We start from the raw sequence: 26,930 nt of genomic DNA, 5'->3' as shown, positions 1-26,930 counted from the left end.
CCTCGTTCCCTTCTTACCAAGACCATCCTTGCTGACCGTATTGCGTGTCGTTGCGGCGGCCCCACCATGGCAGATAGGCATTGTTCTCGCCGCGTGCACGGAACCAGTCGGCGTTCGAGTCGATCGGGACCGGCTGTGCCGGGGGGGCGATTACGACTGCAACGGGTTGATCCGCGTTAGTCGTTCCGGCGACCATCACCGTTTCGCCGAGATGGTTCGCGCGGCCGATAGCGAGTACGACATCGGTTAATGCCGTGCCGGCGCCCATCTCGCCGAGTAACCCCGGTGTGTTGAACGTCTGCTTCTGGAAATCGAACTCTGGCAGCGTTTCAGTCAAGGTGCGACCGAGTGTGCCGATACGAGACGACGCCTCGTCACTACCCTTTCCTGCATCGTGGATCACATAGTTGATGGCGGTTGCTTGAATGTTGGCGTTGCGGGTAGCCGCCGCGATCACGGTCTTCCATGCTTCGACAGCACGTGTGGTCCCTGCCTTCGCCTCGAAGTCGTGAACGTTAGCCGTTGCTGCCTTTCCAATCCAGGCTAGCGGTGCGCGTTCGGTCTTAAAGTCCGGTCCAACCAGGAACAGCAGCACCATGTTTTCGTTGATCTGACCGTCCTTGGGCGGAAAGCTCGGTGCGTCCCAGTTCATTACCCAAACGCTTTTGTCTGGATTCGCTTGTAGATAGTCGAGCGCCGCGTTCAACGAGGTAAAGCCGGCGTTGGCGCCGCCTGGGGTTAGGTGGATGTCGGGCGGCGTATCCCGGCTCCACAGGTCGGTGAACTCATCGTTACCTATATTGAATTCGCTGATGATGCGTTTGCTTAGATAAGACTGCGCTTCCGGCGAATCCAGTCGATCGGGAATTGCGAATTCCACATGGATGCCCGCAAGCTCTCGCCAGTCCTTCTTGTGCGCGGACTTGACCGTATAAAAGTACTTCGCATTCATCACATAGCGGTCACCGAATATTCCGAGCAGTTCATCAACATACTTGTGATAGTAGCCCTTGAAAGTCTCTGTACCGCGGTTGCCGTAGGCGACGCCAGCCACCGCCTGAAGCGTAGTGAATGACTTCGGGTCGGTCCGCACCATGTCGTCATGCTTATTCGGTTGAGCCAACCCCATCGTCCACAACACCTGCCATTCGGTGGGGTAGTCGCGGCGCTGCAACGGGTTCAGCCATTCGAGACCAACGACTTGTGCCATGAAAGGCTTCGCCGATTCGCCGCCCGCAGACGAGGTGCCCGAGCCCGATAGAGGTGTCGCAGCGTAACCGGACGCTTGCATCACGACAGTGGCGACGAGAAACGTTACGGCGCCCAGGATGCCCGGCAGAATAGCCAGTCGTTTCATCCAATCTCCCATATCTAACTCACTCGCAGGTTCGCGTGCACTTAACGTGAGCATGATAAGCATGACCAACACCATCGCCAGCAAAGCGACTCCCGCTCTCCGGGGCCACGTTGAGATCAGTATTCTCATACCATTCCCCCGACTTTCAGAAAGATTTCGCCCTCGCGTTCATCGGCGATCTTCTCAGGACGACGTGCCTCGCTGTCGTCTTTAGCCCATCGCGACAGCGAATGTCCCCCCATGACGCCTTGGTCGAAGTAATCCCGGTATTTTTTATTAGGATTGCCGTCACTCATTCCCTTTCCGAACCTCCAGTCGGCCTCAATCCGCAAATCGGCAAGTTGCTCGGGCGTCAGATAGCACAATCCGATCGCAACATCGTAAGCGAGTGCCTTCTCCGCATGCATAGCATTCGTCATGATCGTCGAGTGATTGGTCGGGTTGTTCGTCCGGCCAGCGTCCAGTATCTCCGTGATCTGCTTGTTGTGCCACTTCTCGTAGCCCTCCGGCGCGGCGCTCTTCCCGTCCTCGCCAATCACGTTGCCATCGCTATCCACCCACGAAGACTTGCCGTCCCTGCGCGCCCGCATACGCAGAACGGCATGGTCCTCGTAGCGTTGTGACGCTTCGCTGTCCACATTGCCGATCGCCTTCTGGTCCTCTTCCTTGATCTTGTAGTTGTCGTAGGGATCGGCAGCGTTCTTGTCCTGCTTTTCCCCATCTCGCGCGGCAGCGGGCGGATCATTCCCCTCGTTGAAAACGCTCGTAGCGTGAGGACCATCGCTAACGCTAATGCGATGACCATAAAGCGACGCCTCGGGCTCGAACGGCTCGTCAAGCGGCGGAGCATCGACTTTCACAGTCCATCCCTTCGGCGGATCGGCGTTGACGCGGAACATCTTGAACGCGGAGGTCGCAAGCGTCACGATGTACAGCACAGGCGACGCGGCTGTCGAAAACAGTTTAGCCATGGGGTTTTCATTGCCACTCCATGCGCGGGTCAATCCGTACTTGGCGGGAGGTGAAGGGGGATACCAGAAGCCGGACGTCTTGCCCTTCTCATAGCGCCAGTCGTCCTCCCAATACCGATATTCGCGGCACACGCCTACCTTGATGCCGCTCGCAAATACACGCTGTGTGAGCACGCCCTGCGCACCGACGTCGTTTAGCTCCCGCGACGGCTCACCGCCGACATAACCCAGCCCGCGCCAGCCCATGCCTTGAACGGTAGCCGCTGAAATCACCTGATCGTGCGGGCAGCAATAGAGCGTCACGCGTCCGTATGTCTGGCCGTTCAGGCCATGCGCGGTTCGGTCTTCTCCTGCCGCATACGGTTTGCCGCCGCTTGCCGAAGGACGCGTATTGCCCATCTCTTGATCGATTTTGTCGGCTGGCATTTCAAACGCCGCGCGGTCGCGAATAATATCTAGAAACGCTCGAAACGTCTTTGTACGTGCTGCATAGGTCTCACGGCCACCGCGGTTTTTATCGTCGCGAGCCTTTCGTTGCGACCAATTCTCCATTCCGGTACTGGTGTTCGCCAAGCTGTATGGCGGATTGGCCAATACATACGCGTCGGCCACGCAGCGTCCGGTGTTCTGCCATGGGTCTGTCACGGGCGCCAATGCATCGCCGAAAAACGCCGCGGCGAGGCCCACCATGTTGCCCTGGCTATGGCAGACGATCGTGATCGGCACGTTGGCCTGCTTGCGCCTGATCGACTCCACCAGCTTGGCGAGGCGCAAAGCGGCCAGCACACAGTAGGCGCGAGGTGGAGTTCGGAATAGCGGCCGCTGTGTCGGGTTGACCGACTGCACTGAAATGAACCCGAATATACGGTCGTCCAAGCCCTCGTGCCACAGGTCAGGCAAGCTGGAAGTACCATTCGCGAACGGTCCCCCTCCCCAATAGTTCTGCTCGTTCAGAAAGATCTTGTCGCCGTACTCCTTCAATTCCTCTTTGTTGGCTTTGTATCCCCACCGAAAGTGAATGACGGGAGAGAACGACGGGTCAGGCCGGATATAGGACCCCGCCCACAACTTAGGATTCAAAAACCCATCGGGCGTCAAACCCCCGGTGTACTGCGCAGGCGTAAGCTGCCCGCCGATAACGCCTCTACGTGTCATCTGATCGTCGAGCCGCGCCAGCCGCCGGTTCAACCCATTGCACAGCCCTTGCTCCGCGGCTTCGAACCATTCGCCTTCCGTGTTCACGCCATGCACGAAGATGATGAGGCCGGGCAACGGCTGCTGTTTCACGCAGATCAACTCGCTGGCCGAGTCGAAGAGGGTTGAACCTTGGCCGCCCCCGACGACGATGCGCGGGGGCGCGCTTTGCGTAGCCGCACTCGGCGAATCGACATCGAAGGTCGTTGGATTCAGAAATGAGTCACTCATATTGGAATAGGTTCTCGCGGAATACTCAAATCTTTTTCTTGATGAACTGCACGGCCAACGATTCGAATTGATCGCTTTTGATCGGCTCGAGCTTGCCCGCGCTGTCCGTCTTTTGGTTCAGTAGATCGCCGGAGACCTTCATGACTTCGGCATCGAATCCCGGGGCCGCCTGCCCATCCGTCGCCCGCACAAGCTTGGGCACCCGTCCTAACGGCGCGTGATCGAACTTCGGCATATCGGTACTCATACTGGCCGGCCCGCTCCACGTATGCCCAGCCGATTTAACGGTGAAGTTGCCCGGGCATCCCAATTCGATGTCGCCGCCTTGGAGCTTCAGATAAGCCCCGCCCGAGGTGACGAACACGACTTGATCGCTCGCCATGCCGGCAAGTTTTCCGCCCGCCGCCGTCATCTGAATGTTTTTCGCCGAGTCGATCTGTGTATCGCCGGCCTGGCTCTGCAATTTCACCTTGCCTTGATTGGCGATTGCCGTCACATCCTCGGCCTGCGCGAACATCGTCACGCCATGCCCGGCCTGCAGATTGATCCGCCGCCCGCTAGTCACCTGAACGTGCTGCTGTGCGACCTGGTCGATGTTCGCGCCCGCGTAGGTCACATGCGTCTTCGGCGTCACGGTCACAGAACCGGCCTTTGCACCGAACGCCATCAACGGCTCGCCGCCCGGCGCCTGCCAAGCCTTGAGCGCGCTCGCGGCAGCACTTTGGCCCGACGCGTCCATCGCCTGCCCACCATGCTGCCCCGCATAATCCCCGAGCGACTTAAATAGCTCCGTGCATTCGCCAAGCAACTGAATGAGTTCGTCGCGATCGAGGTGATTGCCGCTAGCCTGCGCACGCGCATACGTCGTCAGCAAAATGCCCTGCGCCGCACGCAGCGCCGCTGCGGCATCCGTCCGCACCTCCGCGCCCTCGCCGCGGGCCTCGCCTACCCCATCGTTTCGCGGATGCGTCAAAAACCCGAGATTGATTTCGCTCGCTTGATGCTGGCTCGCGAGTTGAACGCTGATCTGCGAGGGTGTGTCGTCGAACCGAAGCTGGTTATACCGCTGGCCCTTCACTTCCCTCGTCTTGTTGCCCGACACGTAGCGATTGCCCGGCAGCGAGCCTGTATCGCTAAACGCCGCCGGCATGTTCGGACCGTTGTGAAAGACCCCGGCCACATACATCTTGTCGGGGTCGCCCGAAAGAAAATCCAGCAACACTTCCATGCCCTTGCGCGGCAACCAGTTCTCGCCGAAGTTGTCCCCGGCAAGCCCCGTCATTACGCGCACCCATGCGCTGTCGCTTTGCGTGCCGCTCGTCCCCATGCCATTGGCGTGCTCGTGATCGGCAGGATCGAGCCCTTGCAGTTGCACCTTGATTCGCCCGTATTGGTCGCAGTGCACCTCTTCGCCCTCGGGCGTTACCACGACGCCGACGATCGGATGCACGCGAGGCAGATCGACGTGCGGATCGTAGGTCGGCGTAAGCGGCATCCCGCGCGGCACGCCACTGAAGGTGTTTTCGTATCGGCTTGGCGCCGAATCGCCGAATACGCTAGGCCTCGAGGGCGTATTGACCGAGACCGGAGGCGCTTCGGATGCCCAGCGACTTGCCGTGAACAAAGCCTGGGCGCGCTCGTGTAAATCCTTCGGCAAGTTGTTTTCGGCGCGATGATGCAGGCTCGTGATCGTGATGCGTCGATCGTTCTTCGATAGCCGATCCAAGTCGGCATGCCCGGAAATTTCCACCCATTCGCCGACCGCCAAATCGCGCACGCCACTCGCGCCGTCCACGTGCGCGGCACGCGCTCCATGCGACTTGACGCGAGCAAGTCCAATCCGATCGTAGTGCGCCCATGAGTCCGCGATATGCGGCGCATCGATGCGCGAGTCCATCAGCAAGCGGCCCAAATCGTTCCCCGCGCTGCCCTGATCGACCCGCGTCTGCCCTTGGATGCGATCCGTTCGCCCCGGTTTATGATCCCAGCTAAAGCGCCGCACGGAACCGGGCACCAGTTGCCTAGCCGCGCATAACAGGGTCACGGCATCGCGCTCTCCAATCGTCGCGTCCGGCCGATAAGCAATCGAGCCGATAGCCGACTGCTTCAGTTTGATCGCGTTGTCGTAGAACACCAACGTATGGGCCGGATCGCCGGCCTTACCAGCGTCGGCCTGGCCTGGCTTGCCCGCGCGCACGAACCATCCAATCCCTTCCCGTCGACATAGCCGTCGAATGAAAGCGGCATCGGATTCGTCGAACTGAACGGTTTGCTCCCGAATGGGAAGCCTCGCCGGATCGACACTCGATACGTCCAAATAGAAGGCACCGCCGAGAACGGTACTGTTGCCGCGCCATTCCCACATGAGTGTCTGGATGACGTCCAACACGCTCTGTTGACGAAAGATTCGGGTATTGAAGCGCCGCTCCAATATGGAAAGCGCGTCGCGAATAAACAACTGATAGGTTGCCAGCGAGCTATCCGACTCCCCCTCCCGAGCATCGACGATGATGCCGCAAATGGGATGCAAACCGCCGCGATCGGTGACGAGCTGAACCTGGACCGGCAATCCAATAAACGTATTCAACGGAATACCGGCATTGGTGGAAACGCATGAAATGGTGCCCTCCACTCCGCCGCACAACGCCTCGCGAACGTCGACGCGCTGCGGTAGAAGCAAGTGCTCCAGTTCTTGCTGCTGAACACTCCACTTAAGACGGACGGCACGGTTCCTTTGCGACGGCAACGGCCCCGCCGACGCGCGCGCCAAGCTCGGATAGTTCACCACTCGTTCTCTCGCTGAAGGCGCGTCACCACGCGCTTTGACCGGCAGCCCACGCACACGTACGTCGGAACGTACACCGAGCACCAGAGTCGGCCTTTCAATTCGGAAAGCGGAAACTAGCAGTAGCGAAAGAATGTGTCAAATAATACGGAATCGGGAAATATTCCTATAAGCCGATTAGCATCAGCAATATCTCCCGAGCGGTATTGCAGGCACCGTCTTTATTGGATCCCATCGAAAGCCTCAAGCCCTACAACACTCGGTCACTACAACATCGGATCTTTAAATTATCTATATTGATCCGTCTATGCATCGCGATTATCTCGAAATTTTTTAATTCACTCGATCCAACATTCGGCATAAAAACGGCAAAAACCCGGCTCCATCCCTTCGAGCCGGGCACCACACCTCGAATCAAATCGAAATCACCTCACCACCACCACTCCACCTGCGCCCCCACCGTCGACCCCGTGCGCGACGAGCCGAAGATCCCGGTGTTCGACAGAGGATCGCCCGGCGCCGCCGCGTTTTGAGCGGCTTGGTTCCAGTGTGCATAGGTATAGAACACCCGCAGTTCCGGCCGCGACCAGAACGAACGGTCCATCGCCAGGGTCAGCGCGACACTAGCCTTGAGCAGCGTCCGCGTGGGTCCGTTGTCGGGTGTCACGCGGTCGTGACCCAAGTCGCCTTGAATCTTGATGTGCTGCGTGATCGCATAGACGGGACGAATACCCATCGACACCCAAGTCAAAGATCCACCCGCCGGCGCGATGTCGCGTTCGTACAATCCCAGCACCTGCCCGCCGAAATCGCGTGTCGCTTGCCAATCGAATGCATCGAGCACTCGAAAGCTCTTGTATTGGTTATCGTTCGTCAGCGTGCCCGTGTAGCTCAAACCCGTCCCCGGTCCCTGACCGTATTGGAACGCGAGCTTGTTCTTCCCGCCCAGCAGGTTCGTTTGAATATGCTGCACCGTGAACGACCAGCCGCTATGCGTGTCTTGGCCATTGCTGCCATAGATCGGGCCGCGCGAAGGGATGTACGACAAACCGAATTGCAGCTCGCCACCCGGGTTCGGATGCACGCCCGACAACTGCAAGTCGTGCCGCGTCGCGTAGTTCGGTTGATCGATGTAGTCCTCGCGGAACAGCGCGTAGCTCAGCTTGAGGCCATGGCCGATCGGAATGTTCTCCACGCCCGCACCGAGTCCGCTCGGGTTCCAATAGAAGAAATCGTTGATATGAACGTCGTTGCGTCGATAGTAGATGCGCCCCATCCACACACGCATATCGCCGAGCCCCGGCAAGTTCGTCAGTTGCACGTACGATTCCGGTAGACGGATGGCGCCGTGGTCGCCGTGGAAGGTCGGCGTATAGCCCACGTCGTTCACGAGACTCGCCATACCCACGGCCGAAAGCTGCATGCCGTTCGAAAACTGATACAGCTTTTGGTCTATCTCGAGTTCGCTATAGATCTGACATTCGTTGCCGAGACGATACTTGCTCTGCGCGCCCGGCAATTGGAAGCACGCTTGATTGTGGCCTTCGCTCGTGCCTACGCCTGCGCGCAGATAACCGTGAAATTGCGTCCACGGCGTCAGTTGATTCCAAGCGGTCGATGGCGTCGATGGCGCCGCATTCGCCGCGCTGGTATCGGCCGGCACCACGCCGGTCGCCTTGCTGATCCCCACCGGGCCATTGCCCGCGGCTGCCACCGCGGTGCCGTCCGCCGCAACCGTCACGGCTTGCGCCGATTGCACGGCGGTGTCCTCGGTTGCCGCGTACAGCGCCGAGGACGAAGTCGCGCAGATCGCCGCGAGCGCCAGGCGAGTCAATCGGTGCGCGGCAACATGGCGCGCGCCGCCCTTTCGTTCGGTCATCGAATGTCTCCAAATATCGTTATCGAGCTGCGTGCCCGCGCAGCGCGTTTTTCTCGCGGCGTATAGGTGATATCGAGGGACGGCGCGCCGCACGCCGCCCCTGCCGGCGCTCCTCAGCCCGCCATGTCGAGATCCGCCACCGGCACTGCCGCCTTCTTCTGCCCATCGAGACGGATCGGCTCGCCGGCCGCCGCGCTGGCGTAAATGGCGTCCAAAATCTCCATGACGATGAGCCCCTCTTCACCGGGTGCCGGATGAGGCCGATCGGTCAGAATCGCCTCGGCGTAGTCGTACATCGCCGAATGCGCCGTCGATGCCGGACTCACACGCATGTCGAATTGCGCACCGTTCTGTTCCATGAAGACCTGCGCGTCGAACGTGTAGCCTTCGTTCAAGTTCTTCTGCAAAAGACCCGCGCGTGTGCCGAGCAAACGCGTTTCCATCAGTTCGGCCTCTTGGATGTTCGTTGCCCACGAAGCTTCGAGCACGAGCGTTGCGCCGTTGTCGAACTTGATCAGCGTGGCCGCCAAATCTTCGACGTCGAACGTCTTACCCGTGCGCGCCGCCAACTCGCGTCCGATCGGATCGTAGGTACTGCCCAACACCCAAACGGGCTTCGGATAACCCATCAACCAAAGCGCCAAATCGAGCCGGTGTACGCCGAGATCGATGAGCGGTCCGCCACCCGCCAGCGCTTTGGTTCCAAACCACCCGCCGAATCCGGGAAGACCGCGCCTTCTATGCCAAACGGTGCGTCCGAAATAGAAGTCGCCGAATAGGCCCGCATCGACCTGCGCCTTCAATGCGCGCGACTGCGCGCTGAAGCGATACGAGAAATTGATCATCAGGCGCTTGCCGGCGCGATCGGCCGCGCGCAACATCTCGCGCCCTTCCTCGGCGTTCATGGCCATGGGCTTTTCGCACAACACGTGGCAACCGGCTTCGAATGCCGCGATCGTCAAGTCGCGATGAAATTTGTTCGGCGTGCAGACGCTCACCACGTCGAGCTTTTCCGCCGCCAACATCTCTTGCGCGCTCGTGTATCGCGCGGCGATGCCGAACGCCTCGCCACGCTCGGCCAGACGTTTCGTATCGGGATCGGCCATGGCCACGACGTCCACGTCCGGGTGCTCGCGCCAACCCTCGATATGCTTGCGGCCAATCCCGAGGCCGATCACGCCGACGCGCAAGCGGCGGCCTCTGAGCACGGCGTCGAGTTGAGGGAGCTCGACTTTGTAGTCGTCGTTCATACGTTCTCTCCATTGCGTTGCGCGATGCCGACTCTCGCGAAGGTCTTGCTGCGCTCGCTCAACTTCTCGAGGGGCGCCGATTCAGGGCAGCGGTCGACGATGTTCACGCGCGGGGCGGCCCACTGCACGGCATTGGCGATCACGCGTTGCACGTTGCGGTCGTGATATGTCGGGTAAGCCTCGTGTCCCGGACGGAAGTAGAAGATGCGGCCATGTCCGCGCTCCCAGCAGCAACCGGAGCGGAATACCTCGCCGCCCTCGAACCAGGAGATGAAAACGGTGCTGTCGGGCTGCGGAATATCGAAGCGCTCCCCGTACATCTCTTCGTGCTGCAATTCGAAGTACTCGCCTAGGCCGGCCGCGATCGGATGCGACGGCTCGACCACCCACAGCCGTTCTTTCTCGGCGGCCTCGCGCCACTTGAGCGAGCAGTTCGTCCCGAGCAAGCGGCGGAATATCTTGGAGAAGTGTCCCGAATGCAAGACGATCAGCCCCATCCCTTCGAGCACGCGCCGCTGTACGCGCTCGACGACCTCGTCCGACACTTTCTGATGGGCCCTATGTCCCCACCAAATCAGCACGTCGCACGACGCCAAGCGTTCTTCGGACAGGCCGTGCTCGGGCTGGTCGAGCGTTGCCGTGCCGATTTCGAGCGGCAGCGCGCCGTGCACTAGGGCCGGGGTCTCGGCCAACGCGCTGGCGATGACGGTATGCAGCCCGTCGGGATAAATCGCCCGGACGCCCGGATTCTCGCGTTCGTGCTCGAACTCGTTCCAAACGATCACCGAAAGTTTGTTGTTTAGCATTCCTAACCTTTCATGGACAATTGAGGCGCTAAAAGAGGGTGCGGCCATGCGCCCGAGGCCGCGTGAAATGGGTGTCGCCGTGTCTTTGATCGTTCAGCCTAAGCCGTCGCGAGCCACCGTTCGTCGGGTTCGAGCGCGATGCGCTGCGCCGCGTGTCCGTCCGCATGGAACAGGTGCAGCGCATCGGCCGGAAGATCGAAACGAAGACGCTCGCCGATGCCGACGACGGACGGCGCCGTCTTGGCGACGATCGGTTGCGCGCCGAGCGACGTATCGAGGTAGACATAGGTGTGCTCGCCCATGCGCTCGACGTGCGTGACCTGGCCCGTCATCGGGCCGCTGCCGACACGCACGTGCTCGGGCCGAATGCCGAGGGTCACGGGCGTCCCCGCGATCAATCCCTCTCCCGATACGGCCGCGCGCAGCACCGTCTCGCCGGCGACCGCCCGCACCTCGCCCGCGGCGGTCCCGGCCGCCGCCGCGCTCACGAAGTTCATCGACGGCGAGCCGATGAACCCGGCCACGAACGAGTTGGCGGGCCGGTGGTACAGCTCGAGCGGCGTTCCCACTTGCGCGATGCTCGCGACACCGGTACGGCCTTCGAGCGGGCGCAACAGCACGATCTTGTCGGCCAGCGTCATCGCTTCGACCTGATCGTGGGTCACGTAGATCATGCTGACCTGCCCGAGTTCGCGATGCAGGCGCGCGATTTCGACGCGCGTTTTGACGCGCAGCGAGGCATCGAGATTCGAAAGCGGCTCGTCGAACAGGAACACTTTGGGCTTGCGCACGATCGCCCGGCCGATGGCGACGCGTTGCCGCTGGCCGCCCGAAAGCGCCGCGGGCTTGCGCTCGAGCAACTCCGTTAGGCGCAGCGATGACGATGCGACTTGCACCCGCCGATCGACCTCGCCTTTCGGCAGACGCAGGTGGCGCAAGCCGAACGCCATGTTTTCGTAGACGGTCATGTGCGGATACAGCGCATAACTTTGGAACACCATCGCGATATCGCGCTGCGCCGGCGCCAGTTCGTTCACGCGCCGGCCTTCGATCAGGATGTCGCCCGCGCTCGGCTCTTCCAATCCGGCGACGAGCCTGAGCAAGGTGGATTTGCCGCAGCCGGACGGCCCGATGAACACACAAAACTCCCCCGGGGCGATATCCAAATCGACGTCGGCCAGCACCGGCGTCGTACCGAAGTTCTTGCGCAAACCCGTTAGTTCGATACGGCTCATTCGTTCTCTCCAGCTATCGGTTCTATCGTCGATGGGCTCGCGCTCATCCCTTGATCGCACCGGCGGTCAGCCCGGACACGATATGACGTTGAAATACGAGCACGAGCGCCACGAGCGGCACGGTCACGATGACGGAGGCGGCCATGATGGCGCCCCACGGCAATTCGAAGCTGCTGGCGCCGCTCACCATCGTGATTGCCACGGGCACGGTGCGTTCGCTCGATGAAATCGTGAACGTCAGCGCGAACAGAAACTCGTTCCACGCTGCGACGAACGCCAGCAGCGCGGTGGCGGCCAGCGCCGGCCGCAGCAGCGGCATGAACACGCGGAAGATCATCGTCATGACACCTACGCCGTCGACGAGCGCTGCTTCCTCGAGCTCGCGCGGCAATTCGCGCATGAACGTCACGAGCACCCAAATCGTGAACGGCAGCGTAAAGACGAGATCGGACAGCGCAAGCGCGGCCAGGTGGTCGTATAGCCCCATCGCGCGAACGAGTTCGAACAGGCCCGAGAGGATCGCCACTTGCGGAAACATCGATACGCCGAGGATGCACATCAGCAATACCCCGCGCCCCTTGAACGACACACGCCCGAGCGCATAGGCCGCCGGCACCGACACCAGGATCGAAAGCGCGACGGTGCCCCCCGCGACGACGGCCGAATTCAGCAGATAGGCGCCGAACGGCTGGTCCCGAAACAATTGACGGTAGTTGTCGAGCGCGGGATGCGCCACGAGCAGCGACGTGTCGTAAAGCGCATCGCCATGCTTGAGCGACGTGCTGATCATGTAGACGAACGGAAACAGCGCGACGATGAGTACGAGCGCCGAGAGGACCGCGTACGACGCACGCTCAAGCGGATGCTTTTTCATGTCAGTTGCCTTGCATGCGGTTGCGGTTCAGCGCCATGTAGCCGACCGTGAACAGGACGATGGCGAGGAACAGCAGCACGGCCGCCGCGGACCCGAAACCCACCTGCTGAAAATCGATCAACTGTTCACGCACGTACACCGACATGCTCTTGGTCGCGCGGCTGTTCGAGGTCATCACGTAAATGAGATCGAACACGCGCAGCGCATCGAGCGAACGAAACACCATCGCAACGAGCACGCCGGGCCAGATCAGCGGCAGCGTCACACGGGCGAAGACGCGCGCGCGCGGCACGCCGTCGATACGCGCGGCTTCGTAGCAATCGCGCGGCACGGTTTGCAGCGCGGCGAGCATCAGCAGCGCCATGAACGGCGTGGTTTTCCACACATCGACGAGCACGATCGTCGGAAACACGAGCCGGGCGTCGGCGGTGAACGCAAGCGGCGCGTGGATAAAGCCGGCCGACTGAAGCATCGCGTTGACGATGCCGAACTGGTCGTTGAGCATCCAGCTCCAGATCTTCGCGGATACCACCGTCGGAATCGCCCACGGCACGAGCACGGCGGCGCGCAGCACGGTGCGGATTCGCGAGGGCGTATCGAGCAACAAGGCCACCGCCAGTCCGGCCAGGGTCTCCAGCGACACCGACATGAGCGCGAACATGACCGTCGTCGCGCAGGCATGCCACCAATCGGGATCGCGCAGCACGCCCGCCGGGCCGATGTAGTTCGCAAGCCCGACGAAATGCCAATGCGCGAGGTCGGACAATTGCGCGTCGGTCAAGCTGAACCAGGCGGTACGCGCCAACGGCCAGCCGGCCACCGCTGTCAAGGCCGCGAGCGCCGGCAGCATCATGAGCCATGCTTGGCGGCGGCGCGCGCGGGTCAGCGCACTTTCGCGCGTACCCGCGCTTGCCTTCTCTTTCGAGTAGGTAGGAGTCCTAAGCGTCAGCGTTCCGCTTCTCACGTCGATCGTCTCCATCGATGCTGCTCACGTTCTCGCGTCCTGAGCCCTGCGTGTCTCGATTCGGCCCGCCGACTCGCGGGCCGGCGTTCAATGCCAATCGCCGGCCGGCGCGAGCCGTTGCAGCGAAGCAGCCAGCCGGGCAAGGGCGCCCGAGGCGCTCGCCGAGCCCGAAAGCACGTCGTGCGCGGCATTCCAAAACTGATTGCTGACCTGGTTGTACTTGGTCCCGGCAATCGTGGACGGGCGCGCGACGGCCGTGCTGAAGGTGGGCAGCATGTCGGCCATGAACGGGTTCGCCTTGAGGACGTCCTTGTCCTTGTAGAGCGCCGGAATCGTCGGATTGAACGACGCATCGACCGCGCGCTGCTTCTCGACTTCCGCGCTCGACAGATACAGCACGAGATCGGCAGCGAGTTTGGGATTGGGCGAATAGCGCGAGACCGCCAGGTGCCAACCACCTAGCGCGGCCGCCTGCTGGCCGTCGGTGCCGCCCTTGGGCAGCGGCGCGACCCCGATCTTGCCTTTGACAGGGCTGCCGTCCTTGTTCGCGATCGACCAGACATACGGCCAATTGCGCATGAACACGGCATCGCCCGACTGGAACACGCCGCGCGCTTCTTCTTCGCCGTAGTTCAGCACGGCCTTGGGCGTGATCGTGCCCACCCACTTCGAGGCCGTCTCCAACGCCTTGGCCGCGCCCGGATTATCGATGGTCACGTGGCCTTGGGCGTCGATGATGCCGCCGCCGTTGTAGCTGCTCACCCATTCGAGCGCATCGCAGGTCAGCCCCTCGTAGGCTCGGCCTTGCCATACGTAGCCCCACATTTTTTCGTCGCCCGCCGCGCGTTCGGCGTCTTGGATCTTGCGGGCCGTCGCGGCCAGTTCCTCCCACGTGGCCGGGACCTTCATGTGGTACTTCTCGAGCAGATCCTTGCGGTAGTACAGCATCCCCGTGTCGATGTACCAAGGCACGGCGACGAGCTTGCCGCCCACCGTATCGTTGGCGATCGCGCTGGGGAAATAATCGGCAACGCGGTCCTTGAGGTAGGGCTTCAGATCGACGAGCTGGTTGGCCAAGATTCCCGGCCACACCGTATCGATCTGCAAGACGTCCAGCTTATCGGAGCCGCTGCTGAGCAATTGTTCGTACAGCGCGAGCGCTTCGCTCGAATTGTTGGGCACGCTGACGAATTCGACCTGATTGCCGGTCTTTTGCGCCCATGCCTTGGCGGCGCTTTCGCAGCTATTTTGATCGATCCCGCTCGAACCGCACACGAGCCGCAACGTTGCCGCACCGGCGCTGCCGGCCGCGAGCGCCGCGGCGATGGCCACCGCGCCTGCCCTGAACTTGAACATCGAGTGTCTCCTGTATTTTTCGAATGGGTATAGGCTGCGGCGCGTTGACAGGGCCGCGCCGCCGGCTGCCGGGCGCCGCATCTTCGCATTGCCGCTTCGCCGTCATGCGTATGAGACACGAGCCGCGTTAATCGAAAATTGCGAAAACCATGCGCGCCATTAACAATCGAAACAATTGCGCAACGATGGCGGCATCGCCCCCGCTCAGGGCAGCAGCGCGGCGAGCGCCGCGAGATCGAAGGGCTTGGGAACGAACGGCAGATCGGGCCGCCAGTCGGGATGGCTTTGATGGACCTCCGGCGGCAAACCCGAGGTCAGTGCGATACGTTGGGCAGGCCAGCGCGCGGCGATGCGGGCGGCGAGATCGATACCGCTTCCGCTCGCGCCGAGCGAGATGTCGGACAGCACGAGCGTCACGATGCCGTGCAGATCGAGCCACGACAGCGCTTCGTCCACCGTCGCGACCGCCTGCGCCTCGGCGCCGAGGGCCTGGAATTGGGTCAGCGTCGTATCGCGCACTTCGGGATCGTCTTCGACGACGAGCACGCGCATACCTTGACGGGCCGCGTCGTGACAGCCGCTTGCGCGCCGCGTGGCGTCGGCACGCGCGGCCTTCGCCGGCGGGCCCTCGCTGGCCGGCAGCCATAGCTCGACCGTCGTGCCGCGGCCCACCACGCTTTGGATGCGCAAGTCGCCGCCGCTTTGACGCACGAAGCCGTAGACGCTGCTCAAGCCGAGGCCGCTGCCCTCGCCGGCGGCTTTCGTCGTAAAGAACGGCTCGACGACTTTATCGAGCAACATCGGCGCGATACCGCATCCCGTATCGGCGACGCTCAACACGACGGAGTGCTGGGCGTTCATCGTCGGCAGCGCGTCGTCGCGGCGCACAGATAGCGTCAGCCTGCCGCCTTCGGGCATCGCCGCGACGCTGTTCAAGGTCAAGTTCAGGATCGCGTTTTCGAGTTGGCCGCGATCGACTTCGACCCAACTCGCCGCTTCCGATTGGGCGAGCGCCACTTCGGTGCGCAGCCCCGCCGAGTACTCGATGAGATCGAGCATCTCGGCGAGCATGGTATCGACCGCGATCCGCTCCGCCTGCAACGGCTGGCGCCGCGCGAACGCCAGCAGCCGGCGTGTGAGGCGGGACGCGCGCTCGGCCGCTCGCCGCGCCCGGTCGGCCATCACGTGCTCGGCCCCGCTATCGTTCAAGCGCGGCAGCAGCAACTCGAGATTGCCGAGTATGGCCACGAGGAAGTTGTTGAAGTCATGCGCGACGCCGCCCGTCAGTTGGCCGAGGACGTCCATTTTTTGTGCGTGCATGAGCTCGGCTTCGACGGCGCGGCGGCTCGTCAAATCGCGGCACACCGCTACCCAGCCGCCGTCGGGCAAGGGCTGGCAGTGAAACTCGAGCATCAAGCGCCCTCGGATATGCAGCTCGGCCGAAGCGGCGATGCGCACGCCGTCGGCGCTGTGGGTTGCCGTTTGCCGCGAGACTTGCCGCCAGCGCGCCGGCGCGGCGATCGCGTGGCGCAACTCGGCGAGCGTCATTCCTTTCCTCGGCGCATCGTGCGCGAACCCGAGCAGCTTGGCGAAGGTGGGATTCCATGCAATCAAGCAGCCGCGCGCATCGTGAACCGAGACGCCGTCGTTCATCGTGTTAAACACCGACGCCTGCAAGCGCCGCTGCGCCTCGAGCCCTTGCGTCAATCGCTCGTTCTCGTGCAAGTTCGTGCGAAACACCTCGAATGCGCGCGCGAGTTCGCCGATTTCATCGGGACGATGCGTCGACGGTATTTGCCCCGACGCATCCCCGGCGGCGAGCCGCGCCATCACGCGCGTCATCGCTTGCAATTTGCGCAAGATCCGGTTGACGTAGGCCACGCCTGCCAACGCCACGGCGACGCCGGCGACCGCCAGCAACAGCAGCCCCGATTGGCTCGATACGGCGACGCGCCGCACTTTTTCGCTGCGCTCGTGCGCGAATTGCCGTAAGCGCTCGACGTAGCGCGCCGATTTTCCGCTCAGGTGATCCGCGTGGCCGCGCAATAGCGTAACGAGGTAATTCGTCTGCGCTTCGCTGGCCAAGAACTCGCGGCGCACGTCGAACACGCTGCGCTCGCCGCCGTCGATCCGCTCCAGTGCCGCGGCCAGTTCCGGCTCGCGCTTGTCTTCGCCGCGCGCGCGCACCTGCAGCCACAGCGCTTCGTTGTCGCTTTCGGCGCTGCCGAGCTCGGCGGAATCGGCTGCCTGCAGCGCGCCGGTCGTGCGCGCCCACACCTCGATCAAGGTCGGCGCGCCTTGCGCCACGATCTGTTTGCGCCGCGCGATGCTGTCGCCGATGCGGTCCGCGGTGGCGCGCAACTTCGTGAGTTCGTCGGCGAGTTGGCGTTGGCGGCCCGACACGGCGAGCAGCCGGGGCAAGTCTTCGTCGATCGCGTCGAGGTCATCGAGCACTTCGAGGTCGGCACCGGATTTGCCGCGCGGGTCCGGCGCCAAGCGCCGGATATCGGCCAAGAGCCCGCGCAGCAGATCCGTATCGCTATGCAAGAGGTCGGGCGATGCCGTCATCGTCGTGCTGGGGGCCACCGCCGCGAGCTGTGCGACCTTATCGGACAATTCGAGCGCGCGCGCGATTTCGGGAACGACGTTGGCTTCGTATTCGTCGAGCGCTTTTTGATTGGCCTGCATGCCGCGCACGCCGACGACGACCACGGCAAGCGTGATCGCGAACAGGAGCAAGAACGTCGCGACCAGCTTGGCGCGCACGCTCGGCGGCGCGAGCCGAGCCAAGGGCGGGCGCATGGCGTCAGGCCCGCACGACTTGCGCGGCGAACATATAGCCGGCGCCGCGCTGTGTGCGGATGTACTGAGGTTGCGCGGGGTTCGGCTCGATCTTGCGCCGCAGCCGCAGAATCAGGACGTCGATCGTGCGATCGTACACATCGATATCGAAGCCGCGCGTATGTTCGAGCAGTTGGTCGCGCGACCAGACGCGCGACGGCTGTTGGACCATCGCGGCCAGCAAGGCGAATTCGCCTTGCGTGAGGGCGCATGGTTCGCCGTGATGGGTGAGCGTGCGCGAGGACATATCGAGCAGCCAGCCATCGAAGCCGAAGCGCGGGCCGCCGCCCGCCGCGCCGTTCGCCGGGCGCGGCATCGACAGTTCGGTCGTACGCCGCAATTGCGCGCGCACGCGCGCGAGCAACTCACGCCCCGAAAACGGTTTCGTCACGAAGTCGTCGGCGGCCGTCTCGAGCCCGAGTACGCGGTCGGTCTCATCGCCGAGACCGCTCATCATGATGATCGGCACGCTCGATTGGCGGCGTAAATCGCGCGCGATGGTCAGGCCGTCCTCCCCGCGCAGCTTCAGGTCGAGGATCACGAGCGCGTGCGGCGCCGCCGCCAGGCAACTGCGCATGCATGCGGCGGTATCGGCCGTCGATACGTCGAACCCGGCTTCCTCCAGCACTTTGTGCAGCCATTCGCGCACTTGCGGATCGTCGTCCAAAACCAAGATTCGGTGCTTGTCTGTCATGCCTCGCCTCCTCGATGCCGAGCGCCGCTGCCGCGCGGCGGCGATTCCGACCGCCGCGACCGGGCGTCGCTCGTGCGAGCGCGATTATTAATGCGCTCGCCGCATCGAGGCAATAGGCCGATGACGCGCCGCGGCCGGCCGATCCACGCCAACGCCCGCACGGAAGGGCGCGAGCCGCGGCTTCCCAGGGTTTGTACCGAGGGTGGGTGGGAACTGACAGCTAGTCAGGTGAGCGAGCGCTCGCGCACATCCTCGCATTCGAGCTTCGAGGCCCAGCCCGACTTGGCGGAGCGCAACACTATTTTCGTTCTCGCCGCGCGCTCGATCGCGTTGATCCGCTCGATGGCCGAGGCTATGGGTGCGTCGCCGTCCGCATGAGCGAGATAAAGAAGGCGAACGAGCTTGTCCGCCCAGCGAGGGACCTTTCCGGATTTTTCCCACCGGGCTACGGCCTGCTCATTGTTGCCAAGCAACTTTGCCAAGCCCGCTTGCGATTGCTTCATGCCGGCGCTGCGAATATAACGAAACTCCGCGCCGCTCAACGGCGAACACTTCTTCGCCAGTGCAAGACAAATTGCTGCGCAAAGGCCGTCTAGGTCCTCGATCGACACGCCCTCGCCATAGGGAGTCTTGTGGATTCTGTAGCCGTTGACCAACCACACGTTTTTGAGACCGCCGTCTGTGTAGTGGTACATGTTCACCCTTTCTTGATGTCGATAACGGTGATCACGGTCAATTCCGGCGCGGGATGTTCGACCAACACGACCACTCCGACGTGAACGCCGGCAACATAACGCTCCATCACGCAACGCAGGCCGTCGGCCCTCATGTCCGGCTCCGGTTCTCGGTCGAGCACGCCCTTGCGCAGCGTTTCGAGCACCATAGGGTCGTTGATTTTGCGCTGCCGCATTCGCTCGCGGGCGTGGTGCACGAAGACGATATTCGAGGTGACCTGCGCGCAAGAGCGGACATGCTTTTCGAGTTGACGCTTGGAAGGATGAATGATTCACACTCACCTATCATTTTGATAGGCTAGAGTGTACCTCGATCATGGGGTGGCGTCTATTAGGCCGTGCAACGGAGACGGCCGTACACCGATTCGACGCCTTTTAAATCCCTTGATTTACATCAGCGGAAAGCGCCCGCGCGACTGCCAAAATGCTGGAGCATTCCTCCTGCGGGTACCGCGCATGCAACTGCCCAGCCTTTCCGACCATCCCGGCCTCGCCGAAGCAATGCAACGCTTGCTCGGATGCCACGCCGACATCCGCCGTTTATCGGAGCGCATGTTGCGCCTCGACATTCACCTCATTCATTACGGATTGGACGAGTCGGCACGAACCACCGCGCACGGCATCCTCGACTACTTCGAGCACGAAGTGCCGCTGCACCACGCCGATGAGCGAGGCGACTTGTTCCCCGCGTTGCGGCGCCTGCGCGATCCCCAAATCACGCGATCGCTCGACGCGCTCGATGCCGAGCACGACGCGCTGACCCGCATGTGGAGAACCGTGCGCCCATGGCTCGAGTCGATCCAAGCGCGCCGCGCGCCCAAACGCCCCAATACGCTCGGGGCGTTCGCCGTGCGCTACCCCGCCTACGCGGATTGGGAAGAGCGCGAGGTTTACTGTTCGATCCTGCGGCTGCCGGCTACCCGGATCATTTCGCTTGCCGAAGGGATGCGCGGACGCCGCGCCATTCAAGCAGCCGGCTAACGTCCGGCGCCACTGGCTAAGACCCGCTTCAAGCCCCTGCGGCGAAATGGCGCGAAGCACCCGGATGCGCCTTTAAACATCGATCTCCAATCGATGTTTAAAGAAGCCGAAACGGAACGTCCCGAACATCCTCACCTTTACATAGATCAATACCGAAACATATCATCGCCGTTAACATGCATCTTAAATGTATGTTTTAGCAGACACGGGCGGTTCACCGAGAACCATGAAGGCCGCCGCAATTCACCCCTCTAGGAGAGAGGATATGCAATCGACACGACGCTTATGGAGATGGCTGGGGCTGGTCTGCCTGCTATCGTTCGCCGCCTTGCTGTGGCTCGGCAAGGAAATCTATCTGGCCGCTCCGCCCATTCCGAGCGCGGTCGTCGACGAGAGCGGACAGACGCTGTTCACGGGCGATCAGATCAAGCGCGGACAACAAGTCTGGCTGGCGGCCGGCGGCCAGCAACTCGGAACGGTATGGGGACACGGGAGCTACGTCGCCCCCGATTGGTCGGCCGACTGGCTCCATCGCGAAGCGCTGCAACTGCGCGAAAACTGGGCGAATCAGCAATTTAGCAAACCTTATGCGGCGCTCACGCCCGATCAACAAGGCATGCTCGATGCACGCCTGAAGCGCGAGATGCGGGCCAATCGATACGACGCCGCGAGCGGCCGCATTACGCTGACCGATGCGCGAGCCAACGCCGCGCGCGACATCGCCTCGCACTATGAAGCCCTGTTCGGCAGCGATCACGCGCTCGATCATCTACGCGATCAATACGCGATGAACTCCGGCTCGGTCAAGAGCGCCGACGATCGCGTCGCGCTGGCCTCGTTCTTCTTCTGGTCGGCTTGGTCGGCCACGACCGATCGCCCCGGCCAAACCGGCATCACCTACACGAACAACTGGCCGCACGAGCCGCTCGTCGACAACGAGCCGACGGTCGCCAACGGCATGTGGTCGATCGTAAGCGTGATCCTCTTGCTCGGCGGTATCGCCGGCATGATTTGGTACCACAGCGTGCACGACGACGGCGGGCATCATGTCGCCGCCCCCGCTGAAGATCCGCTGTTCAATGTAAAGCCGACGCCGTCGATGCGGGCGACGAAGAAGTACTTCTACGTCGTCATCGGTCTCTTGCTGACGCAAGTCGGCATGGGCGCGATCACCGCGCACTACGCGGTGGAGGGTCACAGCTTCTTCGGGCTGCCGCTTGCCGAAATCCTGCCGTGGGTAGTGAGCCGCACGATTCATACACAACTGGGCGTGCTCTGGATCGCCACGGCTTGGCTAGCGACGGGACTCTACATTTCGCCCTTGCTCTCCGGCCGTGAGCCGAAGTTCCAAAAGCTCGGCGTGGACGTGCTCTTTTACGCGCTGCTGTTCATCGTCGTGGGCTCGACCGTCTGCGGTTGGCTCGGCACGCTCCAGCATCGCGGCACCAACTTCGCTTTCTGGATCGGCAATCAAGGCCTCGCTTATACGAGCATGGGCCGTGTCTGGCAAATCCTGCTGTTCATCGGCTTGCTGTTCTGGCTGGTATTGATGGGCCGTGGACTGATGCCGGCACTCAAGGATCCCAAGACGAACGGCCGTGGCCTCATCGGCATGGTGTTCCTCTCGGCTGCCTGCATCGGGGCTTTTTATTCGACGTCGCTTGCCTGGGGTCAACACACGCACTACTCGATGATCGAGTACTGGCGATGGTGGCTCGTGCACCTATGGGTCGAAGGCTTCTTCGAAGTGTTCGCTACCGCCGTGATCGCACTGATCTTCTCGCGCCTCGGTCTGATCCGCATCGAAACCGCCAACCGCGCCATCGTGCTGGAAACGATCGTGTTCTTGTTCGGCGGCATCCTGGGCACGCTGCATCACTTGTACTTCACCGGCGCTTCGACGGCCGTGATCGCGGTGGGTGCCGTGTTCTCCGCGTTCGAAGTCGTGCCGCTCGCGCTGATCGGGCTCGAAGGATGGCAAACGTATCAAAAGACGAAAGCCGCGCCGTGGGTGCAAACCTATAAGTGGGCGATCCTGTGCTTCGTCGCCGTGGGCGTGTGGAACACCGTCGGCGCCGGTCTGCTCGGGTTCTCGATCAATCCCCCGATTTCGCTGTACTACGTGCAAGGGCTCAACATGACGCCCGCCCACGGCCACGCGGCGCTGTTCGGCGTGTACGGCATGCTCGGCATCGGGCTCATGCTGTTCTGCCTGCGCGGTCTCTCGCCGCGCGCGGCATGGGACGACGAACTGCTCAAGCCCGCGTTCTGGATGCTCAACGTCGGGCTGTTCATGATGGTCTTCCTCTCGATCCTGCCCTCCGGCATCTATGAAGCGTGGGCCAGCGTGAGCAAGGGACTTTGGTATGCGCGCTCGCCCGAAGTGATCCATGCCCCGATCATGCATGCCCTCGTATGGGTACGCGTGCCCGGCGATTTGATCTTCGCGGTAGGCGTGCTTTACCTGGGCTGGTTCGCGCTGCGCTTGTTGCGCCGCGTGGAGCCCGCGCGTCCGGCCGAGGTGGCGGCCCAACCCGCCACGCAGCAGATCGCCGCTCGCCGAGTCTGACTTCGCAGGAGATCCAAGCGGCGGCCGCGCGGATTGGCCGGACCGCCGCATTCGTACCGCACCTTCATGGAGGAACGTCATGCCAGCCTTATCGACCGCTTCAAATGCAGCGATGACGCAGGAGCAGATCCGCACGGCACTGCTGCAAGTCATCGATCCCGAGATCGGCGTCAATATCGTCGATCTCGGTCTCGTCTACGACGTCGAATCGAAAAGCGATGGCTGGCGCATCGCGCTGACGATGACTTCGCCGGCGTGCCCGATGGGCCAGTCGATTCTCGACGACGTGCACGCCGTCATCGACGCCTCGCTCGCGATCGGCACGAGCGTGGACATCGATCTCGTCTGGGAGCCGCCTTGGGAGCCCGCCATGATGAGCGACGCCGCCCGGGAGGCGCTGGGATGGAGCGACGATTGAACGATTCGCGGCACGCGGCATCGGCGGTGCCCGGCGCGGCTTCGCCTAGGCGCCGTCGAGTCCTTGCGATCGTCCGGCTCGTTTTTGCCGCGGCGATCATGGGGACGTTTGTTTGTGGTGTCTTCGCCGGTCTCGCGCGTTTCGGTTTTGCCGTTCCGAACCACGCACTCTCGAAAGCAGCTTGGCATGGCGTACTGATGCTGCCGGTGTTCTTCGGCGCGGTGGTGAGCCTCGAACGCGCCGTCGCACTGGGCGGCGGCCAGCATCTGCTCGCCCCCATAGGGGCGGCAATGGGCGGTGCGCTCTTGCTGGCCGGCGCACCGCCCGCGCTCACGCAAGCCCTTTTACTCGGCGCCGCGACGCTCGCCTGCGCTAGCGCGTTCACGCTGTTGCGGCGTCAATTCGCCCTGCATCTTTGCGTACTCGCGCTCGGCGTATTCGCTTGGTGGTTCGGCGATCTGCTCTGGCTCCTCACGGGCTCGGCGCTGCAAGCCGTACCGAGCTGGGTCGCGTTTCTCGTCTTGACGATCGCCGCCGAGCGGCTCGAACTGACGAGAATGCGCCCCACGCCTCGGCGGGCGCGGGTCGGCTTCGTCGCCGTCATCGCCTTCATGCTCGCCGCCGTGGCTGCGTCGCCGCGCTCGCCCGACCTTGCGTTACGTGTGTTCTCGGCGTGCCTCGTCGCGCTCGCGGCTTGGCTCGCGCGCTACGACATCGCGCGCGTCACCGTGCGCCAGCGCGGCCTGCCCCGATTCATCGCCGCGTGCTTGCTCTCCGGGTACGGGTGGCTGGCCTCGAGCGGCGCGCTGGGACTCGCCGGTGCGTGGAGCGCCGCTCACCCGTGGCACGACGCCGCGCTGCACGCGCTGACGCTCGGGTTCGTGATGTCGATGGCGCTCGGCCATGCGCCGATCGTGTTGCCCGCGCTCACGCGCGTGCGCGTGGCTTACCGTCCGTTCCTCTATGTGCCGCTCGTCGCCCTTCACGCCGCGCTTGCGGTTCGCGTGAGCGGGTCGCTTTTCGAAACGTTCGCGCTACGCCGCACCGGCGCGCTCGCCAATGCGGCCGCGCTGCTGACGTTCATCGCCGCGATGGTCGCGTCAGCCGCGATCGCTAGGCGCGACCGCCTCACCGTATCGAACAGGAGGTGATGCGCATCGTTCGCTATTCAAATCGTCCTTCACCTCGGCAATCGATTTCCGTCGGGCCGGTCCCCGCCGGCACCGCGCTTTCCCCTCATCGAACGGAGTACCGCATGACCCTCAGCAATCCCGATACGACCTACGTCCTCGACGCGCGCGGCATCGCCAAGCGCTTCCGCCATGCGGCGATCTTCGCCGCGATCGAAACGCTCGATCACGGCGAGACGATGCGCTTCGTCAACGACCACGACCCGATACCCCTGCTGCATCAGATCGAGCGCCGCTACGGCGACCAGGTCCGGATTCAGTACGTCGAACGCCAACCCGAGCGCGTCGTGATCGATTTCGGCATCCAACTCACGACCGATGAACACGCGGCCTCGGGTCAGGCCTCACAAGCCGCTGGCTGCGGCAGCGGCTCGGGCGGCGGCTGCGGTTGCAGCGGCTAACAGAGCGAAAGCGGTTTGAACGAGTCAAGGCGCTGAGGCGCCGCGGGCGCGAGGACAATCGGTCGCGTCCGCGGCGCCCACCCACCGAGCCGAACTTAACGCAGATCAAGCACATGCAACATTAGCGGTCGCCAGCGTTGACCACACGATAGGTGGTGCATACGATTCACATCACCACAACATCTTGTGCCAACCAAGGAATCGCATGAACGGCCGACCGTCCTGCTCCCCGCTTCGTCATGCCGACCGTCACACGCAGCCGGCCACGCGCGTCAACCCGCACGTCGAAGTCGCTTCCGCCATCGACGAATACCTAGAGCGACGCGATTGGCGCGTCAATGCAAATGCCAATCAAGGCTATTCGCTCGGCGGTCTCATCCTGAACATTTCGGGCAAGCTGGTCGCCAACTACTGGCTCAGCCACGTCTACCCGCCCGCGATCGGCCAGGCACACCGCGACGCCGATCTGCATATCCACGACTTGGACATGCTCTCGGGTTACTGCGCGGGCTGGTCGCTGCGCACGCTATTGACGCAAGGGCTGAACGGCGTGCCCGGCAAGGTCGAAGCCGCGCCGCCGAAGCATATGTCGAGCGCGGTCGGGCAGATCGTCAACTTCCTCGGCACGCTGCAAAACGAGTGGGCCGGGGCGCAGGCATTCAGCTCGTTCGATACATATATGGCGCCGTTCGTGCGCATCGACGCGCTCGAGTACGACGAGGTGCGCCAATACATTCAGGAACTGATCTACAACCTGAACGTGCCCTCGCGTTGGGGCACGCAAACGCCGTTCACCAATTTGACGTTCGATTGGGTTTGTCCCGAGGATCTGCGCGAACAGGTGCCGATCATCGGCGGCCGCGAGATGGACTTTTGCTACGGCGATCTGCAAGCCGAGATGGACATGATCAACCAGGCCTACATCGAGGTGATGCAGGCCGGCGATGCGAAAGGCCGCGCCTTCACGTTTCCGATTCCCACCTACAACATCACGCCCGATTTCGATTGGGATAGCCCCAATGCGACTCGGCTCTTCGAAATGACGGCGCGTTACGGGCTGCCGTATTTTCAGAACTTCATCAATTCCGAACTGAAGCCGAACATGATTCGCTCGATGTGCTGCCGGTTGCAGCTCGATCTGCGCGAATTGCTCAAACGCGGCAACGGCCTGTTCGGCTCGGCCGAGCAAACGGGCTCGATCGGCGTCGTGACGATCAACTGCGCGCGGCTCGGCTACCTCCACGCGGGCGACGAAGCGGCACTGATGGCGCGCGTCGACGCGTTGCTCGAACTCGGCAAGGAGAGCCTCGAGATCAAGCGCCGCGTGATCCAGCACCACATCGACAACGGGCTGTTCCCCTACACGAAGCGCTACCTCGGCACGCTGCGCAATCACTTCTCGACGCTCGGCGTGAACGGCATCAACGAGATGATCCGTAACTTCACGGGCGACGAGCACGATCTCACGACCGAATGGGGGCATGCGTTCGCCGCTCGGCTGCTCGATCGCATTCGCGCGAGGATGCTCGCGTTCCAGGAGCAAACGGGGCATATGTACAACCTCGAAGCAACGCCGGCCGAGGGCACGACGTATCGCTTCGCCAAGGAAGACCGCAAGCGCTATTCCGGTATCTTGCAGGCCGGCACGGCCGAGATGCCTTACTACACGAATTCCTCGCAATTGCCGGTGGGCTTCACCGACGATCCGTTCGAAGCGCTCGAGCATCAAGACGACTTGCAGCGCAAGTACACGGGCGGCACGGTGCTCCATTTGTATATGACCGAGCCGATTTCGTCCGCGCATGCGTGTCGCGAGCTGGTCAGGCGCACGCTGAGCCGCTTCTCGCTGCCCTATATCACGATCACGCCGACGTTTTCGATTTGCCCCACGCACGGCTATCTGCCCGGGCGCCACGAGTTTTGTCCCAAATGCGACGAGGCACTGCTTCTGCGCAAATCCGCTCAACTTCACACCACGGAGTCCCACACATGAATGCAATGAACCGGCCCCTCGATACGGCAATCGAACTCAACGACGAAGAGCGCCAACCCTGCGAGATCTGGACGCGCGTGATGGGCTATCACCGCCCCGTCTCGTCGTTCAATACCGGTAAAAAGGGCGAGTTCCACGAGCGCCGGTACTTTACCGAGGAGGCCTCGCTTGCAGCCTGAAGCGGCCCGCCTGCGCGGCGAGCGACGC

The 26,930-nt window shown here is 62.6% G+C and carries 20 protein-coding genes and 1 pseudogene; 7 read left to right on the top strand and 14 right to left on the bottom strand.

Going from position 1 to position 26,930, the window contains the following annotated elements; genetic code table 11:
* Positions 1 to 13: 13 nt before the first annotated feature.
* From C0Z18_RS29580 to C0Z18_RS29515, 14 genes are all read right to left on the bottom strand, one after another.
* The gene (locus C0Z18_RS29580) at positions 14 to 1,486 is read right to left on the bottom strand and encodes a virulence factor (RefSeq protein WP_199189581.1); all 1,473 of its coding nucleotides are present in this window, start codon (positions 1,484 to 1,486) and stop codon (positions 14 to 16) included.
* On the bottom strand, positions 1,483 to 3,753 hold the full coding sequence (locus tag C0Z18_RS29575) for a T6SS effector phospholipase Tle3 domain-containing protein (protein ID WP_233217541.1): 2,271 nt from the start codon (positions 3,751 to 3,753) through the stop codon (positions 1,483 to 1,485). The genes C0Z18_RS29580 and C0Z18_RS29575 overlap by 4 nt, the downstream gene beginning before the upstream one ends.
* A gap of 25 nt (positions 3,754 to 3,778) precedes the next feature.
* Complete coding sequence (locus tag C0Z18_RS29570) at positions 3,779 to 6,538, bottom strand: type VI secretion system Vgr family protein (RefSeq protein ID WP_199189585.1); 2,760 nt, start codon at positions 6,536 to 6,538, stop codon at positions 3,779 to 3,781.
* Positions 6,539 to 6,968: 430 nt separating this feature from the next.
* Positions 6,969 to 8,417, bottom strand: coding sequence for a maltoporin (locus tag C0Z18_RS29565; protein WP_102648994.1), 1,449 nt, complete (start codon positions 8,415 to 8,417; stop codon positions 6,969 to 6,971).
* Positions 8,418 to 8,530: 113 nt separating this feature from the next.
* The gene (locus tag C0Z18_RS29560) at positions 8,531 to 9,667 is read right to left on the bottom strand and encodes a Gfo/Idh/MocA family protein (RefSeq protein WP_102648993.1); all 1,137 of its coding nucleotides are present in this window, start codon (positions 9,665 to 9,667) and stop codon (positions 8,531 to 8,533) included.
* On the bottom strand, positions 9,664 to 10,473 hold the full coding sequence (locus tag C0Z18_RS29555; RefSeq protein ID WP_102648992.1) for a ThuA domain-containing protein: 810 nt from the start codon (positions 10,471 to 10,473) through the stop codon (positions 9,664 to 9,666). The genes C0Z18_RS29560 and C0Z18_RS29555 overlap by 4 nt, the downstream gene beginning before the upstream one ends.
* Positions 10,474 to 10,571: 98 nt before the next feature.
* Positions 10,572 to 11,708: an ABC transporter ATP-binding protein gene (locus tag C0Z18_RS29550; RefSeq protein WP_102648991.1), complete on the bottom strand. Its 1,137-nt coding sequence runs from the start codon at positions 11,706 to 11,708 to the stop codon at positions 10,572 to 10,574.
* A gap of 43 nt (positions 11,709 to 11,751) precedes the next feature.
* Positions 11,752 to 12,582 (bottom strand): carbohydrate ABC transporter permease, encoded by an 831-nt coding sequence (locus C0Z18_RS29545; RefSeq protein ID WP_102648990.1) that lies wholly within the window; start codon positions 12,580 to 12,582, stop codon positions 11,752 to 11,754.
* A gap of 1 nt (position 12,583) precedes the next feature.
* A complete protein-coding gene (locus tag C0Z18_RS29540) occupies positions 12,584 to 13,561 on the bottom strand; it encodes a carbohydrate ABC transporter permease (RefSeq protein ID WP_102648989.1) in 978 nt (325 codons plus the stop codon).
* A 72-nt stretch (positions 13,562 to 13,633) separates the two neighbouring features.
* Positions 13,634 to 14,902 (bottom strand): ABC transporter substrate-binding protein, encoded by a 1,269-nt coding sequence (locus tag C0Z18_RS29535; RefSeq protein WP_102648988.1) that lies wholly within the window; start codon positions 14,900 to 14,902, stop codon positions 13,634 to 13,636.
* Between the two features lie 204 nt (positions 14,903 to 15,106).
* On the bottom strand, positions 15,107 to 17,704 hold the full coding sequence (locus tag C0Z18_RS29530) for an ATP-binding protein (RefSeq protein ID WP_102648987.1): 2,598 nt from the start codon (positions 17,702 to 17,704) through the stop codon (positions 15,107 to 15,109).
* Positions 17,705 to 17,708: 4 nt separating this feature from the next.
* Positions 17,709 to 18,437, bottom strand: coding sequence for a winged helix-turn-helix domain-containing protein (locus C0Z18_RS29525; protein ID WP_102648986.1), 729 nt, complete (start codon positions 18,435 to 18,437; stop codon positions 17,709 to 17,711).
* 224 nt (positions 18,438 to 18,661) lie between these two features.
* Positions 18,662 to 19,132: a hypothetical protein gene (locus C0Z18_RS29520; protein WP_102648985.1), complete on the bottom strand. Its 471-nt coding sequence runs from the start codon at positions 19,130 to 19,132 to the stop codon at positions 18,662 to 18,664.
* Between the two features lie 2 nt (positions 19,133 to 19,134).
* A complete protein-coding gene (locus tag C0Z18_RS29515) occupies positions 19,135 to 19,368 on the bottom strand; it encodes a DUF4258 domain-containing protein (protein WP_269845338.1) in 234 nt (77 codons plus the stop codon).
* A gap of 259 nt (positions 19,369 to 19,627) precedes the next feature.
* On the opposite strand from C0Z18_RS29515, the gene C0Z18_RS29510 reads away from it, so the two are divergent.
* The 7 genes and pseudogenes from C0Z18_RS29510 to nrdD all read left to right on the top strand — a co-directional run bounded on the left by C0Z18_RS29510 (position 19,628) and on the right by nrdD (position 26,902).
* Positions 19,628 to 20,152: a hemerythrin domain-containing protein gene (locus C0Z18_RS29510; RefSeq protein ID WP_146014126.1), complete on the top strand. Its 525-nt coding sequence runs from the start codon at positions 19,628 to 19,630 to the stop codon at positions 20,150 to 20,152.
* Between the two features lie 265 nt (positions 20,153 to 20,417).
* Positions 20,418 to 22,721 carry a nitric-oxide reductase large subunit gene (locus tag C0Z18_RS29505; RefSeq protein ID WP_102648982.1) on the top strand — a complete coding sequence of 768 codons (2,304 nt, stop codon included), beginning with the start codon at positions 20,418 to 20,420 and terminating at the stop codon, positions 22,719 to 22,721.
* 79 nt (positions 22,722 to 22,800) lie between these two features.
* Positions 22,801 to 23,139, top strand: a complete 339-nt coding sequence (locus tag C0Z18_RS29500) for a metal-sulfur cluster assembly factor (protein WP_199189580.1) — start codon at positions 22,801 to 22,803, stop codon at positions 23,137 to 23,139.
* A 26-nt stretch (positions 23,140 to 23,165) separates the two neighbouring features.
* A complete protein-coding gene (locus C0Z18_RS29495; protein WP_408647159.1) occupies positions 23,166 to 24,290 on the top strand; it encodes a hypothetical protein in 1,125 nt (374 codons plus the stop codon).
* Between the two features lie 104 nt (positions 24,291 to 24,394).
* A pseudogene (locus C0Z18_RS29490) lies at positions 24,395 to 24,637 on the top strand (DUF2249 domain-containing protein); the annotation flags it as partial.
* A 298-nt stretch (positions 24,638 to 24,935) separates the two neighbouring features.
* On the top strand, positions 24,936 to 26,723 hold the full coding sequence (locus tag C0Z18_RS29485; RefSeq protein ID WP_102648979.1) for a ribonucleoside triphosphate reductase: 1,788 nt from the start codon (positions 24,936 to 24,938) through the stop codon (positions 26,721 to 26,723).
* A complete protein-coding gene (nrdD, locus tag C0Z18_RS33800; RefSeq protein WP_102648978.1) occupies positions 26,720 to 26,902 on the top strand; it encodes an anaerobic ribonucleoside-triphosphate reductase in 183 nt (60 codons plus the stop codon). Before C0Z18_RS29485 ends, nrdD begins: the two co-directional genes overlap by 4 nt.
* Positions 26,903 to 26,930: the final 28 nt, after the last annotated feature.

This window comes from Trinickia dabaoshanensis (assembly GCF_002879885.1).
Taxonomy (GTDB): Bacteria; Pseudomonadota; Gammaproteobacteria; order Burkholderiales; family Burkholderiaceae; genus Trinickia; species Trinickia dabaoshanensis.
Note: the sequence above shows the minus strand (reverse complement) of the source record. Positions and strands in the feature narration are given on the sequence as shown.